At 65.6% G+C, this 14,219-nt stretch carries 17 protein-coding genes; 5 read left to right on the forward strand and 12 right to left on the reverse strand.

The window, feature by feature from the left end; all coding sequences use genetic code 11:
• Positions 1-12 precede the first annotated feature (12 nt).
• From phaC to C442_RS00410, 4 genes are read right to left on the reverse strand one after another with little or no spacing between them, the layout of a single operon-like run.
• Complete coding sequence (gene phaC, locus C442_RS00395) at positions 13-1,437, reverse strand: poly(3-hydroxyalkanoate) polymerase subunit PhaC (RefSeq protein ID WP_008306972.1); 1,425 nt, start codon at positions 1,435-1,437, stop codon at positions 13-15.
• A gap of 3 nt (positions 1,438-1,440) precedes the next feature.
• Entirely contained in the window at positions 1,441-1,986 is a 546-nt protein-coding gene (locus C442_RS00400) for a poly(R)-hydroxyalkanoic acid synthase subunit PhaE (RefSeq protein ID WP_049942747.1), read from the reverse strand.
• Positions 1,987-2,031: 45 nt separating this feature from the next.
• Entirely contained in the window at positions 2,032-2,589 is a 558-nt protein-coding gene (locus tag C442_RS00405; RefSeq protein ID WP_008306975.1) for a hypothetical protein, read from the reverse strand.
• A gap of 7 nt (positions 2,590-2,596) precedes the next feature.
• Positions 2,597-2,899, reverse strand: coding sequence for an AbrB/MazE/SpoVT family DNA-binding domain-containing protein (locus tag C442_RS00410; protein WP_008306977.1), 303 nt, complete (start codon positions 2,897-2,899; stop codon positions 2,597-2,599).
• Between the two features lie 300 nt (positions 2,900-3,199).
• Between C442_RS00410 and C442_RS00415 the strand changes: the two genes are divergently transcribed.
• Entirely contained in the window at positions 3,200-3,745 is a 546-nt protein-coding gene (locus tag C442_RS00415; RefSeq protein WP_008306979.1) for a MaoC family dehydratase, read from the forward strand.
• A gap of 1 nt (position 3,746) precedes the next feature.
• On the opposite strand, the gene C442_RS00420 is transcribed toward C442_RS00415, so the two are convergent.
• The 5 genes from C442_RS00420 to C442_RS00440 form a co-directional block, all read right to left on the reverse strand.
• Positions 3,747-4,589: an alpha/beta fold hydrolase gene (locus tag C442_RS00420; protein WP_008306980.1), complete on the reverse strand. Its 843-nt coding sequence runs from the start codon at positions 4,587-4,589 to the stop codon at positions 3,747-3,749.
• Positions 4,590-4,665: 76 nt separating this feature from the next.
• Positions 4,666-5,970 (reverse strand): oxidoreductase, encoded by a 1,305-nt coding sequence (locus C442_RS00425; protein ID WP_008306982.1) that lies wholly within the window; start codon positions 5,968-5,970, stop codon positions 4,666-4,668.
• Positions 5,967-6,254: a hypothetical protein gene (locus C442_RS00430; protein WP_008306984.1), complete on the reverse strand. Its 288-nt coding sequence runs from the start codon at positions 6,252-6,254 to the stop codon at positions 5,967-5,969. Before C442_RS00430 ends, C442_RS00425 begins: the two co-directional genes overlap by 4 nt.
• Before the next feature lie 37 nt (positions 6,255-6,291).
• Positions 6,292-6,819 carry a KEOPS complex subunit Cgi121 gene (gene cgi121 / locus C442_RS00435; protein ID WP_008306989.1) on the reverse strand — a complete coding sequence of 176 codons (528 nt, stop codon included), beginning with the start codon at positions 6,817-6,819 and terminating at the stop codon, positions 6,292-6,294.
• Positions 6,819-9,221 carry an ATP-dependent DNA helicase gene (locus C442_RS00440; protein ID WP_008306991.1) on the reverse strand — a complete coding sequence of 801 codons (2,403 nt, stop codon included), beginning with the start codon at positions 9,219-9,221 and terminating at the stop codon, positions 6,819-6,821. The genes cgi121 and C442_RS00440 overlap by 1 nt, the downstream gene beginning before the upstream one ends.
• 115 nt (positions 9,222-9,336) lie before the next feature.
• On the opposite strand from C442_RS00440, the gene C442_RS00445 reads away from it, so the two are divergent.
• Positions 9,337-9,582 carry a ferredoxin gene (locus C442_RS00445; RefSeq protein WP_008306993.1) on the forward strand — a complete coding sequence of 82 codons (246 nt, stop codon included), beginning with the start codon at positions 9,337-9,339 and terminating at the stop codon, positions 9,580-9,582.
• Here C442_RS00445 and C442_RS00450 read toward each other — a convergent pair.
• Positions 9,572-10,018: a hotdog family protein gene (locus C442_RS00450; protein WP_008306995.1), complete on the reverse strand. Its 447-nt coding sequence runs from the start codon at positions 10,016-10,018 to the stop codon at positions 9,572-9,574. The genes C442_RS00445 and C442_RS00450 overlap by 11 nt on opposite strands.
• An 84-nt stretch (positions 10,019-10,102) precedes the next feature.
• Between C442_RS00450 and C442_RS00455 the strand changes: the two genes are divergently transcribed.
• Positions 10,103-11,572, forward strand: a complete 1,470-nt coding sequence (locus tag C442_RS00455) for an MATE family efflux transporter (protein WP_008306996.1) — start codon at positions 10,103-10,105, stop codon at positions 11,570-11,572.
• Positions 11,573-11,613: 41 nt separating this feature from the next.
• Here C442_RS00455 and C442_RS00460 read toward each other — a convergent pair whose 3' ends face one another.
• A complete protein-coding gene (locus C442_RS00460; protein ID WP_008306997.1) occupies positions 11,614-12,000 on the reverse strand; it encodes a RidA family protein in 387 nt (128 codons plus the stop codon).
• Between the two features lie 71 nt (positions 12,001-12,071).
• On the opposite strand from C442_RS00460, the gene C442_RS23195 reads away from it, so the two are divergent.
• Together C442_RS23195 and C442_RS00465 are read left to right on the forward strand one after the other, a co-directional pair.
• Complete coding sequence (locus tag C442_RS23195) at positions 12,072-12,167, forward strand: hypothetical protein (RefSeq protein WP_008306998.1); 96 nt, start codon at positions 12,072-12,074, stop codon at positions 12,165-12,167.
• Positions 12,168-12,953, forward strand: a complete 786-nt coding sequence (locus C442_RS00465) for a DUF7089 family protein (RefSeq protein ID WP_008306999.1) — start codon at positions 12,168-12,170, stop codon at positions 12,951-12,953.
• Positions 12,954-13,000: 47 nt separating this feature from the next.
• Here C442_RS00465 and C442_RS00470 read toward each other — a convergent pair whose 3' ends face one another.
• Complete coding sequence (locus tag C442_RS00470) at positions 13,001-14,128, reverse strand: ORC1-type DNA replication protein (RefSeq protein ID WP_008307001.1); 1,128 nt, start codon at positions 14,126-14,128, stop codon at positions 13,001-13,003.
• Positions 14,129-14,219 lie beyond the last annotated feature (91 nt).

Here is a 14,219-nt window from a genome sequence, read left to right on the forward strand (position 1 = left end):
AACCGTCCCGGATTACAGTTGGTCGAGCCAGTCTTGCGCGCGGGACTCGTTGGTCTCGGTGATGTCGGCCAGTTCGGCCGCGTCGTACTCGGCCAGGTCCGCAACCGTCTCGATGCCGGCGTCGTGCAGCCGTTCGGCGTAGGTCGGGCCGATACCGGAGACGCTATCGACGTCGACATCGTCGGCCGCGTCGGCGTCGTCCTCAGTGGCATCGACATCGTCAGTCGCGTCCACGTCGATATCGGTGAGTTCCGACTGGTCTACCGCGTCGTCTTCAGCCGCTTCGGGGGACTCGACCTCGATATCGACTTCCTCGCTCCCCGTGCTGCGCTCGGAGTACCACTCGGCGACCTCGGGCCAGAGGTCGGCGTGGGTCGACGACGAGACGGAGAGGCCGATGTGGCCCGTCGAGAACTCGATGGTTCGGGTGTCGTCGCTGGCGATGACGTCGTTGAACGGCTTGGAGGCCTCCGGCGGGATGAGGTGGTCGTACTCACCCATGAGCTGGAGGACAGGCATGTCGATGTTGTCCAGATCGACGTGCTTGCCGTTGAGCTCAAGCTCGTTCTTGTAGAGTTTGTTGTCCTGGTACACGTCTTCGAGGAACTGAACGTAGGCCTCGCCGGCCACGTCGATGCCGTCACCGAGCCACTGCTCCATGCGGCCGAAGTTCTCGACGAAGCCCTCGTTCTCCATGTTCTCCGCGAACCGGATGTACTTCGTGACGTAGTTCTCGACGGGGTCCATCAGCGCGAAGCCGATGTCGAGCATGTCCGAGGGGACGTTGCCGAACGTATCGACGACGTCCTGCGGGGAATAGTACTCCTCGGAGCCCCACTCTTCGAGGACGCCGCCCGTGTGGTCGAAACAGAGCCCGGCGGCCATCAGGCCCAGGGTGTTGACCTTCTCCTTGTGGAGGGCGGTGTACATCACCGACATCGTGCCGCCCATACAGTAGCCGAGGATGTTGATGGCGTCCTGGCCGGAGCGCTCGCGGACCACGTCGACGCAGTTGTCCATGTAGCGGTTGACGTAGTCATCGAGCGTGAGGTGCTGGTCGAGCCGCGACGGCTCGTTCCAGTCGATGAGGTACACGTCGTGGCCCGCCTCGAGCAGGCGTCGGACGACCGACCGCTCCTCCTGCAGGTCGAGGATGTACGGCCGATTGATGAGGGCGTAGACGATGAGGATCGGAACGTCCTCCTTCTCCTCTTCGGGCACCTCGATACCGGCGGCTTCGGCGTCGTAGTGGAGGAGTTCGAGCTTGTTCTCCTCGTAGACGACGTCGCTTGGCGTCTGGCCGACTTCGACGGACTCCATCAGCTCCAGTCGCTCGTCGGCGATCTGACTGGTCTCGGCGGCGTCGGTCATGTTCTCCAGCGTCTTGCGCTGCCAGTTGAGCGCGGCCTCGAACGGATTGAACGGGTTACTGGACATGAGTTACTCTTCCATGTGTTCGAGAATGCGGTCGAGCTTCTGTTCGACCGCGTGCTGGCGGCGCTCAAGCTCGACGAGCCGCTCAGCAACTTCGTCGACATCGTTGCGCGTTGGGAAGCCCATTTGCTCCAGAGCGTCCTGACTCAGGTCGTCCGCTTCCTGTTGCATCTCCATCATCGACTCGACGAGCTGGCCGTTGGCGGCCGCGAAGGCCGAGGTGCCCATGACGTGTTTGAACGCCTCGTTGGCGGACTGCAGCCAGATATCACGGAATTCGGCGGGGTCGACGTCCTCGCCCTGTGCGGCGTCGGTCGAGCGCTCGACCATCTGCTCGGCGGCGTCGATCCACTCCTCGTAGGCGCGGTTGTAGCCGTCCATCCCGTCAGCAAGGTCCTCTTCTTTGGGAATCGTGTCCTCGACGGCGTCGGCCCACGACTCCACGAAGGCCGCCTGGGCCTTCATGTTCTGCTCCATCGAGTCAGCGACCGCGCTGTTCATCTCCTCAACCATCTCCGTCCATTCCTCCTGAATGTCGTTTGTATTACTCATAATAGTACCTCGGCGGCGGGCGCACAAAAAAACCGACTGTCGTATTTACGCTTCGACGTCGACAGCGTCGGCGGCTTCGGCCTGCACTTCCTCGACCTGCTCCTGAATCTCCTCGACCTGCTCCTGCACTTCTTCGAGTTGCTCGCCGAACTGCTCGGCGGCCTCGACAGACTGCGCTTCGAGTTCCTCGTGGGCCTCGACGAGCATATCGACCTGATCGTTGACGGCGGTGACGTACTCGTCGGTCATCTCGTCGTAGGTGTCAGCGCCCTCTGTGAGCTCCGTTTCCATGTTGTCGAAGACCTCGGCGTGGTTCTCGAGCAGGAAGTCGAACTGCTCGTCGACGGTCTCGCGGATCTGTTCGACGGTTTCGGTCATGCCGGGCATCGTCGACGCCATCGCGTCGAGGTAGCTGTGGAACGCGGTCTGCTGGAGCTCGACGCCGCGGCGCTGTGCCGACTCCTGCGTGTCGAGGCTGTCGATGACCGCGCTGTTGACGTTCTTCTGGAAGGAAACGCTCTGTTCGAGCGCCTTCTGGCTCTGCTCGATCGTGGTACGCTGCATCTCGAACGCTGTCGTGACGGGGGTTGTGTAGTCTACCATTGTTGGATTACTCGCTGTTGTTGTTGTTAGTGACCGGGAGGACGACGGCTTGAACGATATCGCCTTCGTCGATGCCCAGCGCCTCTCGCTCCGCATCGGGGATGCTGATCCGACCCCCGCTTTGCACGCGGGTCTTGAACGTCGCCATCTGACTCATGGCACCGAGCTGATTCATATCGAAACTCGGCATGCCACCGCTGGCGAACATCTGTTTCATCAGCTGCTGTTGCTGTTCCATCGCGTTCTCGCTCGCCTGTTGCATCCCCTTGAACATCGGAGGCCACATCAGGCCATCATCCTCGTCGGCCATCGGTCAACTACATGTACTCTCCTCAACAATATAAACCTTCCGCTGAAAACCATTGGGCACCATTGAGTGGTAGAGAATGGTATTACCGGTTGAGGAGCGTCGAGGGACGTGCTACGCTCTGTAGCACCGATAACGGCAACCCCAAATACGCGTCTGACGCCCGTTAGACGGCATTTACCGACAGCTGAGGCGAAACCAACACCAAGGTTTAATACTCCGACCAATAAATTAGCAGAACAGATGAGTTCTGAATCGCCACGAAACCCGCTGTTAGACACATGGACTGAAACATCGTCACATATGTTCAACAGCGTCGTTGCAGCTAACCGGGCAGCGTTCGCTGCGTTCGGCGTCCAGCAGGAGGACGAGAACGGCGTCACGCCCGCAGACCGTATCGAGCCGGACGAAGATCTCCCAGAATGGCACGTCTCGATCTCCGAAGACCACCCGGGCCGCCTCGGCGTCGGCGACCACGTCGATTTCACGAAGACGATCTCGGAGAACGACGTGCAACAGTTCGCCGCCGCGAGCGGCGACACGAACCCGCTTCACCTGGACGACGAGTTCGCAGAGCAGACGCGCTTCCGCGGCCGCATCGCCCACGGGACGCTCGTCGGCAGCCTCATCAGCGCGGCCTTAGCACGCCTCCCGGGGCTGACGATCTATCTCTCGCAGGACCTGGAGTTCCACAACCCGGTCCGTATCGGCGACCGACTCACTGCCGAGTGTGAAATCGTCGAGGACCTCGGCGACGAACAGTACCGGCTGACAACGCGCGTCCTCGCAGACGACGAAGTCGTCATCGACGGCGAAGCGGTCGTCCTCATCGACGACCTGCCGGAATAACTCAGCAGAACGCTCGAACGGCCCGGTTGAAACGGTCGGGGTGTTCCCGCGGCGGACAGTGCCCGCAGTTCTCGAAGATTTTCAGCGTACTATCAGTGACCGTTCCAGCCGCCTGCTCGGACCACCGACGGGGGAGCAGTGGGTCGACGGCCCCGTGAATCAACATCGTCGGCACGTCTATCTCGTCCAGCCGGTCGGAGTAGTCGGTCCGGAAACCGCACCACTGGAACTCGCTGCGCTGCCAGCGCCGCATCGCCCGGACGGTCTGGCGGTCGACGGCGCTGTCGACGTCGTCGACCAGTTGCTGGGGTGGCTCCCCGGGACCCATGCTTCGGAGACTGTTTCTGATCGCCGACTGGGACGATCCCACGCCCTGCCAGAGCATATTTCCGAGTATCGGCGTCTGCAAGACGCTGCTGGCCGCTGTGCGCCAGTAGGCGTCGGCTCCCAGCCCGTAGCTATCGACCAGTACCAGCCGCTCGACCGGGCCACCATCGAGCGCGTGGCCGAGCGCGATTGCACCGCCCATCGAGAGGCCCGCCAGCGCGGGTTCCTCGATACCGAGCGCGTCGATGAACTCGGCCACGGTCTCAAGGTAATAGTCGGTCGTGTACGCGCGGTCTGGCTTGTCGCTGTCGCCGTGGCCCGGCAAATCGAGCGCGTACACCGTTCGCTCCGGCGCGAGTGCGGGGAGTGCGTGACGCCACGAAACTGTCGCGGCGTCCAGCCCGATGCCGTGGAGAAACACCAAAGGCGGCCCCTCGCCGCCGGTCCGGTAGTGAATATCGACGTCCTCGCCGTCGACGGACAGTTCGACGCGCTCGGACGAAATCCCTGTCGTCATCGGCGTTCGTTCGGGACCGAGGGCGTATGAGCCTTTGTATCCGCCCAGTTATGACGGCGGGGGCGTCCGAAATCGGTCACTCTGATCGCTCGTACGCACCGTCTCGCTGGAGTCGGGCTTGCTCGCGGACGATAGCTGGTGTCCGACAGCGGCCCGGTTCGCCGGTGACCTGCGGGACGGTGCAGTTGTTACAGCTCTCACACAGCGCGTCTGAACCGTCGAGCAAGCGAGCGCCGAGGCGTGGCTCGGCATAGAAGGGGCGGGCCATCCCGACCGCGTCGGCTGCGGGGACGGCCCCAGTCGCACCGAGGTACCGGTCACAGTCGTCGCGCGTCCGGAGGCCGCCTTCCAGTAGGACCGGTACGTCCACGCGCTCGCGGACCGCCCGGCAGAAGTCGGCATTCCAGCCCGGATCGCGGCCGAACCGGCGTGCCTGCAGTCGATTGAGCAGCCGGACGGCACGCGCTCGCAGTCGGCCGCCGAAGACCGCCGCGTAGTCGTCCTGCAGGTCGCTCGCGTCCCAGGCCCGATCCGGGAACGCGCCGCGGACGATGCTCATGTCCCAGAACGGCGAGACCTCGACCGGAACGAGCCCGTCGTAGCCGATGGCCGCCGCCCGCTCGGCGATACCCACGCCATCCCTCCGAGTGAGATGCCGTCGAACGAAACTCGGCGCAACGGTCTCGGCTGGGACTTTCGTGACCAGTGGCACGTCTCCGGCGTGGTCGCGCACGGCGTCGTGGACGGCTTCGAGGAACCGAACGCCGTCCCTGAACTCGTCGTCCCGGCGGTTGTAGAACGGCGAGAGGAACTGCTGTATCAGGCTCATGTTCGCCGCCGAGAGGTGGATGCCGTCGTAGCCCGCGTCGACGGCGTAGCCGGCACACCGTCCGAACTGCTCGGCCAGGTCCCACACCTCGCTCGTCGAGAGCACGTCCGGCTGCAACGAAATCAGGCCCGCCCGGTCAAGCGCCCGGAGCTGCCACGGCGGGCGGCTGACAGCGAGCTGGCGCTGGTCCGGATGCTGTCGGCGATACTCGGCGTGCCACGTCGCCATGCTCCGGAGGCCACCGTGGGCCAGTTGCAGGAAGATACGGCCACCGTGGTCGTGGATAGTCCCGGTGAGCCGTTCGAGGCGCTCGACAAAGGCCGGGTCATGGACCCGCGTCATGTTCGGCGCGGCACAGCCGCCGCGGTCGGTGACGATGCTCGCCCCCTGAAAGAGGAGGCCGACACCCGAGGCGGCCGTCGGTTCGAGTTCGTCGATGAGCGTGTCGACGGCCCCCTCGCCGTTGCCCGCACACTCCAGTACCGGTGCGCGGTACAGCCGGTTGGGGATCTCGACGCCGCCGATCTGCAGCGGCGTCTCCAGCGCGGTCACGACTGCTCGCGTTCGTCGAAGGTCGCCTCGGTACGGACGCCGTCCTGTGGTGTCACCTGCTGGATGGCCGCCCGGACTTCCGTCGGCGAATCGAACTCGCCGTCGGTACTGCCCGCAAGCGCGTCCGAGAGGTCCGCTGCGGGCGGGTCGGCGCTGCCGTATTCGTCTGCCAGTTCCGCCACGCGGACCGGGTACGCGGCCCCGCCGGTGGTGCGGTCGACCGTCGCCTCGACCCGGCGGGCGCGCTCGCTGGCCCGCTGCCGTGCCGTCCGCTGTGGGTCCATGTGTGAGAATAGCACAGTTATCGTCAAAATTCTATCGCTACTTCTCGACCGGCAACAGCGCAACGCGCTCCCGGACGGCGTCGGGAAGCCCGCCGGCCGTCGCGGCGAGTTCGGTGTCAGTCACGTCGAAGAACGACCGGACGCGGCCCTCATCGTACTCTCCCAGGGTGGACGCAGCCGTAAGCTGCTCGCGAACGTCGTCAGCGGCTGCCTCGATACCGTTCTGTTCGCTTTTTCCTACGTGAGGATCTTTCCGTTCGTGGTCGACGATGACCGTGACGACGGGACAGGCCCCCTCGCTGACGCCCATCGTCAGCGCGCGGTTGATCTGGCGACGGCCGGCCGCATACAACAGAATCTCGACGCCGAAGTCCTCGGCGATGGTGTCACCCCGCCCATGTGCCCGAGTTGCGAGGTCGACGGCCAGTTCGAGGTGAGCGCGGTCCACGACGTAGCGGGCGTCGAACGCCTGCACCGTGACGCCGTGGCGGTCACCGATTGCACTGAGCGTCTCTACGAACGATCCCACGTCATCAATATCGGCAGTGCCCTCGACGACCTGCATCAGAAATCACCCAGGCTCGACTGATCTTCGTTGGCTGTCGTTTCAGCGTTCGTGTCGCTATCCGAACCGTCGTCGAGGTCGACCTCCACGTCGGGCGCGGGCTCGACGCCCTCCATCGACGGGTCCCGGTGGCCGGCGTTCTCCAGTACGTTCTCGGCCGTCTTCCGGCGGCCCCGGAGCGCTGCCAGCACGACGGCTTTGTCCGCGTCCCGGAGCTGTGCGCGGTCGGTGATGCCGGCCTGGAACAGCCGGCGGGCGCGCTTGCGGCCGACGCCGCGAACGCCGGCCAGGTCGACCAGTTCCTCGCGCACACCGTGTTCGACGCGGATGCGGGCCTCGCTGATAGCTCGGGCGGCGTCCAGATCGACCTCGCTGGCCAGCGATTCGGCGGCTCCGAGCAGCCACTGGGCCGTCTCGACCTTCCCGCGGATGTCGCCCGGGCCGACGCCGTACCGTTCCGTGATGGTCGCCTCGTCGACCTCCGTGGCCCAGTCTTCGAGCAGGCGGGCGGTCTTCAGCGCCGAGAGCCAGTCTTCGAAACGGCCCTCCTCGAACTCCGAGGGCGTGGGGCCGAGCAACTCCTTCTCGCGCTCGAACAGCTCCATTTCGTACTCCTCGCGGTCGCCCGAACGAAGGTACAGCTGGTACATGTCCGGCGTCCGCGAGACGAGATGGTACAGGCCCAGCGCGGAGATGTCGTCCGGGTCCCGGTCGGCGTTATTGCTTTCGTCGCCGTCCCCGGCCAGTTCGCTGGCGGTCGTGAAACCGCTGTCAGCCGGCGGTTCAGCGGGTGCGTCAGCCGGCGACCCGCTGGCCGAGGTGCTATCGCTGACGCCCCGCTCCCAGTCCCGGAGGCCGTCGACGATTTCGGCGGCGCTCATCGGGTCGAGATAGAGCCGCGAGACAGTGTGGCCCAGCGACGTGGCATCCAGCTCCCCGCTTTCGATTTCCAGAAAGTCATTGCGCTGGAGGTACGTGAGCACGTCATCGACGACCCGTTCGAGCTGGCCGCTGTCGTCGGTCTGGCTCGCGTACAGCGTCTGTTCGAGGAACTCGAGCAGCCCCTCGCGCGAGCGGGCGAAGCCGGAGGCGACAGTGGCGAGGATGTGGGTCCGCAGGGCCGGTTCGGCCGCGAGCTTCGACCGGACCGGCTCCGGGTCGGCCCAGACGTACCGTTCGAACAACTCGTCCACTTCGTCGTGACTTGAGGCGATGAGAACCGCCTCGCCGTATGGGTCGAGTCCCGGGCGGCCGGCCCGCCCCATCATCTGGTGCACTTCGAGCACCGACAGCGGGGCCATCCCGCCCGCCGAGCCGTCGTAGCGCCGCCAGTCGCGGACGACGACGCGCCGGGAGGGCGTGTTGACCCCGGCCGCGAGCGTCGGCGTCGCACAGACGACCTTCACCAACCGGTCGCGGAAGGCGTCCTCGACGAGTTCGCGGTGGCCGCGCGAGAGGCCGGCGTGGTGAAACGCCGCCCCGTCCGCGACGGCGTCCGCGAGGTCGTCGCTCGTCTCCGTGTCGCTCACGTCACGGATTTCCTCGGCGATGTCGGCCAGTTGGGCCCGCTCCTCGTCGGTGAGGTGGGGCCGAACCGTGTTCGCCAGCCGGCCCGCGGCCGCCTCAGCGTTGCGCCGGGAGTTGACGAACACCAGCGTCGACCCGTCGTCTTCCAGCGTATTGCGGACGATAGCCGCCGTCTGCTTCTCGTTGTTCTGCACCGAGAGCCGCTGCTGGCTCCCGTCTTCGAGATGCAGCGCCTGCCCGTAGTGGACCCCCTTCTGGAGGTCGATGGGCCGCCAGTCCGAGTCGACGAGCCCCGCGTCGAGCCACGTCGCCAGCGCCTCGGCGTTGCCGATGGTCGCCGACAGCGCGACGGTCTGGAGGTCGGGGTTGAGCCGGCGGAGCTTCGCCAGCGTTACCTCCAGGGTCGGCCCCCGCTCACCGTCGTCGACCAGGTGGACCTCGTCGGTGACAACGCAGGTGAGGTCCTCGATCCACGGGGCGTCGTTGCGGACCAGCGAGTCCACCTTCTCGCTGGTGGCGACGACGATGTCCTTGTCCGCGAGCCACCCGCCCTCGGATTCGTAGTTCCCCGTCGAGACGCCGATGTCGAGGCCGTACTGTTCGAACTCCTCGAAGTCGGCCTGCTTCTCGCTGGCCAGCGCCCGCAGCGGGACGATGTACAGCGCCTTGCCGCCGCGGGCGACCGAGGAGAGCATCGCTAGCTCGGCGATGAGCGTCTTCCCGCTCGCCGTCGGAATCGACGCGACCAGGTTCTCCCCCTCCGTAACGCCGGCCTCGACGGCCTCGGCCTGGGGCGGATACAGCTCCTCGATGCCGTCGTCGCGCAGGTGGTCCGGGAGCCACTCGGGCACGCCCGGCAGGTCCGCAACGTCCATTACACCCCGTTTGGGCCCTGCCGTGATTTAAACTGTCGCACTGCAACCGCATCGACTCGCCGGCGTGTCGACCGCCGAGGGGAACGCCTTTGCCCGCGAGCGGCTAACACGAGGTATGCGAGTCGAGTACGACTACGACACCTGTATCGGGATGTTCCAGTGTGTCGCGGAGTGGGACGCCTTCGAGCGCGACGAGGACGCCGGCAAAGCGGTGCTGGCAGACAGTGAGGAACACGGAGAGGACGTGTTTGTCCGGGAGGTCCCCGACGACGCCGAACTGGACGCGAAGTTCGCGGCCCGGTCCTGTCCGGTCGACGCAATCACGATCTACGACGACGACGGCGAACAGCTCATTCCCTGATTATTCCCTCGACAGTCGCTTCGAGCACGACGCTTCCAGCGATATCTTCATCGACCGAGTCCACGACAGCTGGGTCGGCCTGACTGGGTTCGTCGCCGCGGCTGACGCGCCAGACAGTCACGTCACCGACGAGGTTCACACCGCCGTCCGCCCGCGGGTCGACGCTCGCCACGGTAAGTTCACAAACCAGCCGCTCGCCGGTGTACACCGGGCGCTGGAACCGCAGGTCCATCTGCGAGGCGAGCACTTCGAGGTCGCCGCCGATGCTGGTCAGCAGTGACGCGGTGAGCAGCCCCTGGACCATCCGCCGCCCGTCCCCATCAGGCTCAGTATGGCGGGCCTGGTCGTCTCCGGAGAGGGCGGCGAACTGGTCGACGTCTTCGGGCCGGAACGTCCGCGTCTCAGTGAATGTCTCGCCGGCTTCGACGGGAGGCATGTGCTGGCCTGTCGGCGCTACGGGAGAAAAATCTACGGCCTCGTCCCGAAACCCACAGGGGGCTGGGCTCCTCAGATCAGAGCGATGTCGACTGGTGGTCCCCTCCGCCGCCTTCTGACTGCGTTCCCCGCGTTGCTGGCCAGTGCAGGGCTCGTCGACCGGGAGAAGGCGACCGCCGCGACGGACCTCGCCGCGCCGGTGATGGTCACGGGCGGCCTCCGGATCCTGCTGCGCCTCGCCGACTTCCTGATGGTCGGGCTGGCGCTCGGTGACGCGGCTATCGCCGGTCTCGAACTCGGCTTCCAGTACTACTTCGTCGGGTTCGGGCTCTCGCTTGCGGTCTCTTCCGGGACGATCAGCGTCGTCTCGCGGCTACAGGGAGCCGATCAACCCGAGCGGGCGAACCTCGCGGTAAAACAGTCGCTGTGGATCGCACTGCTCGTCTCCCTGCCGCTGTCGGCGCTCTGCTGGCGCTATCCGGAGCTTCTGGTGGGGGTTCTCACCGACGACGCGGCGACTATCCGGTTCGGTGCAACGTATCTCGCCATCGTAATGCTGTCGCTGGCCCCGCGGTTCTGGAGCATGGTCGCCGCCCGGGCACTGGCCGGCAGCGCGGACACGAAGACGCCGATGTACGTCCGCCTGCTCACGCTACCGACGAACGTCGCACTCAACGCTGTCCTCATCTTCGGCGTCGGCCCGTTCCCCGAACTCGGCATCGCCGGTGCGGCGTGGGGGACGACCATCGCGAACACGCTTGCAGCGGTGATTTTCCTTGGACTGTTGCTGTCCGGGCGCTACGTCGTCACGCTCCGGCCCGGCGGGACGCAGTTCAGCGCGGGGCTTATGCGCGAAATCGTCCGCGTCGCGCTCCCGCTGTCCGGGATGCGCTTGCTCCAGACGTTCGCCCGCTTCCCGTTCCTGTTCATCCTGGGCGTGCTGGGGACGCCGACGCTCGCGGCCTACGCCATCGGCCGCCGGGTCATGCTGCTGGCGCTGATGCCGGCGTGGGGGTACGCCACCGCCGCGTCGACGCTGGTCGGGCAGTCGCTGGGGGCCGGTGACGAGGGGGAGGCGACCGCCTACGGCTGGCAGACGCTCCGCGTAGCGCTCGCCGTCCAGCTCGTCGTGGCGCTCCTGCTCGTGGTGTTTGCCCGCCCCATCGTCGCCCTGTTCGGGACCGCCTACCCCGAACTGGCGGCCGCGTTCGTCCGCGTCTTCGGCCTGCTCGTTGCCGGGTTCTCCATCTCCCGGACGATGCGGGGCAGCCTGCGTGGCGCCGGCGACACCCGCTGGCCGCTGTACGGGACGTTTCTGGGCGGCTACTGCTACCGGCTCCCGGTGGCTGCCCTCGCGCTCCCGTCGTCGTTCGTCGTGACAATTCCCGTTCTCGACATCGCCGTCTCGCCGGGGCTTGGGCTCGGCCTGCCGGCCATCTTCGCTGCGCTCGTCGGCGATTTCTACCTGAAAGCCGCAGTCAACGCGGGCCGGTTCTGGTCCGGCGGGTGGCGCGACGTAGCCAGACGGTCCGGTGTCGGTACGGCCGACGACTGACGGCGAACGCTATCGTCCACACCGGCCCGCTGTCGACCGCGTCACTCGACCTGTGCGACGGCTTCGACCTCGACGACGGCCTCGGGTGTTGCCAGACCGCTCACCTCGACCATCGTCGCCACGGGGCGCACGTCGCCGAAGAACTCGCTGTGGGCCTCGCCGACCCGCTCCTGGTCGTCGATATCGGTGACGTACATCCGGGTCTGGACCACGTCCTCGATAGCGGTGTCGTGATCCGCGAGCGCGTCCTCGACGATACCGAAGGCGTGTTTCGCCTGTTCGTACGGGTCTCCCGGCGCGACGACCTCGCCGTCGTCGTCCGTAGCGATGGTCCCGGCAACGCGGACGGTATCACCCGCACGTATCGCCCGCGAGTAGCCGACTTGCTCTTCCCAGTCTGTGCCCGTGGAAGATCGTTCGCGACCCATACCCAATAGACGCTGTGGGCCCCCAAAATCGTTTCTCAAGTTTTAATGTCCGGCCCGAGATACTCATTGGCATGAGCAAGGCCACGAAAATCGTCCTCGGAACAATCGGCGTGTCAGCACTGCTATCCATCGGCATCGTCATCAACCTCGTCCTGTTCTCGGCGTAGATGTTCACCGAGCGTTCACTGACCGGCGATCTGCCGGCAGTACGTGAGGCCTACGCCCCGGAGACGCTCGTACTGAACTGCGACCGTGACTTCGAGACGCTGGACCCCGCAGTCGCCGAGGAACTCCTGCTGGTGACCGACAGTTTAGATCAGATTTCCTACGACGGCGCGTGGCTGCCGACCACAGCGCCAGAGGTGCTACAGGAGTACATCGGCAGCAGCCTCACTATCGGGATGCCGGGCGACGGCGGCGTCGCCTGGACACACCAGACGGTTCCCCCCTGCGTGTTCGTCAAGCCCCGGCTGGAGACATCGCCCGATGACTTCGTCTCGTTTCTCATCGCCGAGGCGCTCGTCGAGGTCAGTCTCGACGAACCTGAGCATTTCCTTGGCTTCTTCGGCGAGCGCTACCCGGAGTTCGTGGCCGCCACCGAGGACCACCTCGACGCCAACGCCCGGTACCAGCTCGCAGCAGCGGTGTACACGGCATACCTTGGCCTTCAGACTCGCTCGGAGTTCGCCGACTGGGCCGACAGCTACCCAGAGCTACACGCGGCGTGGGACGACGCCGGCGAGCGTCTGCAGCCCCGCCTCGAAGACCTCCCCAGCGAAATCGCCCAGGGCCAGACAGAGTTCGCCGCGGCGGCCGAACTCGCCTGTAGCGGCGTCAAGCACGGACTTGACCTGCCCGCGCCGTTTGCCGCGCTCGACACCGACGCCTATCTGGAGTACGGCGCTGACTACGCTGTCCAGTGGGCCGAGACGACCTTCGAGAAGATGGAGTAACGGAGTGCCGTGTCGGTGCTCCAGTAAATACGATTTACTACGTTGTACTACAGCCGCTCCAGCACCGCGTCGGCGTCGTAGTTGAGCGTCAGCTCCCGCGACCGACCGCGACCCTCGACGTTGGTGTAGTCGGCGTCGATGATGTCGAGCTGGTCGAGCTTGTTGATGATCTCGGAGTACCGGGTGTAACCCAGGTCCGTCTGCTCGGAGAAGGCGTCGTAGATGTCGCCGGCCTGCTGGCCGTCGTGGGCGGCGATGACTTCCACGAGCGCGGTTTCCGAGTCCGACAGCTCCCGCAACCGGCGGGAGAGGTGGACGTATTTGGACTTGTCGTAGGCCTCCTCGACGTCCTCGGTTTCGACCGAGCGGGAGGCACGCATCTCGGCGTTCATGCCGGCCCGGCGCAGGAGGTCGATGCCAACCCGGAGGTCGCCGCCCTGCTCCTCGGTCAGTTCGGCGACGCGGTCCAGCACCGTGGGGCCGACGACACCTTCGTTGAACCCCCGGTCGGCGCGCTCGCCCAGGATATCCGCGATTTCGGCCTGTCCGTAGGGATTGAAATACACCTCCTCCGGACGGAACACGGACTGGACACGCGTATCGAGTGCGTCGATGACGTCCAGTTCGAGGTCAGAGGAGACACAGATGACGCCGATTTTCGCGCCGGAGTGGGCTTCGTGGGCGCGCAACAGCGAGTACAGCGTGTCGCTGGCCTCGCTCTCGTAGAACAGGTAGTTCACGTCGTCGAGGGCGACGACGAGTACCTCGTCTTCCTCGACCAGCTTGTCGGTAATCTGGGAGAACAGTTTCTTGAAGGAGATGCCCGAGGACGGCGGCTCGTAGTCGAATATCTCGGCGAACAGCCGCGAGAAGACGGCATAGCGCGTCGAGTCCATCTGGCAGTTCACCCGGACGGTTTTCACGTCCGTCTGGGCGGTGAGTTCGTCGAACAGTATCTGGACGGCCGTCGTCTTCCCCGTGCCCGGCGGCCCGCGGGCGATGACGTTGAGCGGGCGCGACCCGCGGACGGCCGGCCGGAGCGCGTACTTCAACGTCTCCATCTGTGTGTCCCGGTGTTTGAACGTCTCCGGGAGCCAGTCGATTTCGAAGACGTGTTCGTCCCGAAAGACGGACTCGTCCCAGCCGAGCATCCGGTCCTCGGGGTCGTCGCTCATCACTTTCACCGAGCTTCGCGGCCCACTTAACCATTTGCCACAGATTCGCGGTCAGTGACAGGTACACGAGGGACCGCGGTTTCGCTGGCCG

The sequence above is a fragment of the Haloarcula amylolytica JCM 13557 genome (assembly GCF_000336615.1).
GTDB lineage: Archaea > Halobacteriota > Halobacteria > Halobacteriales > Haloarculaceae > Haloarcula > Haloarcula amylolytica.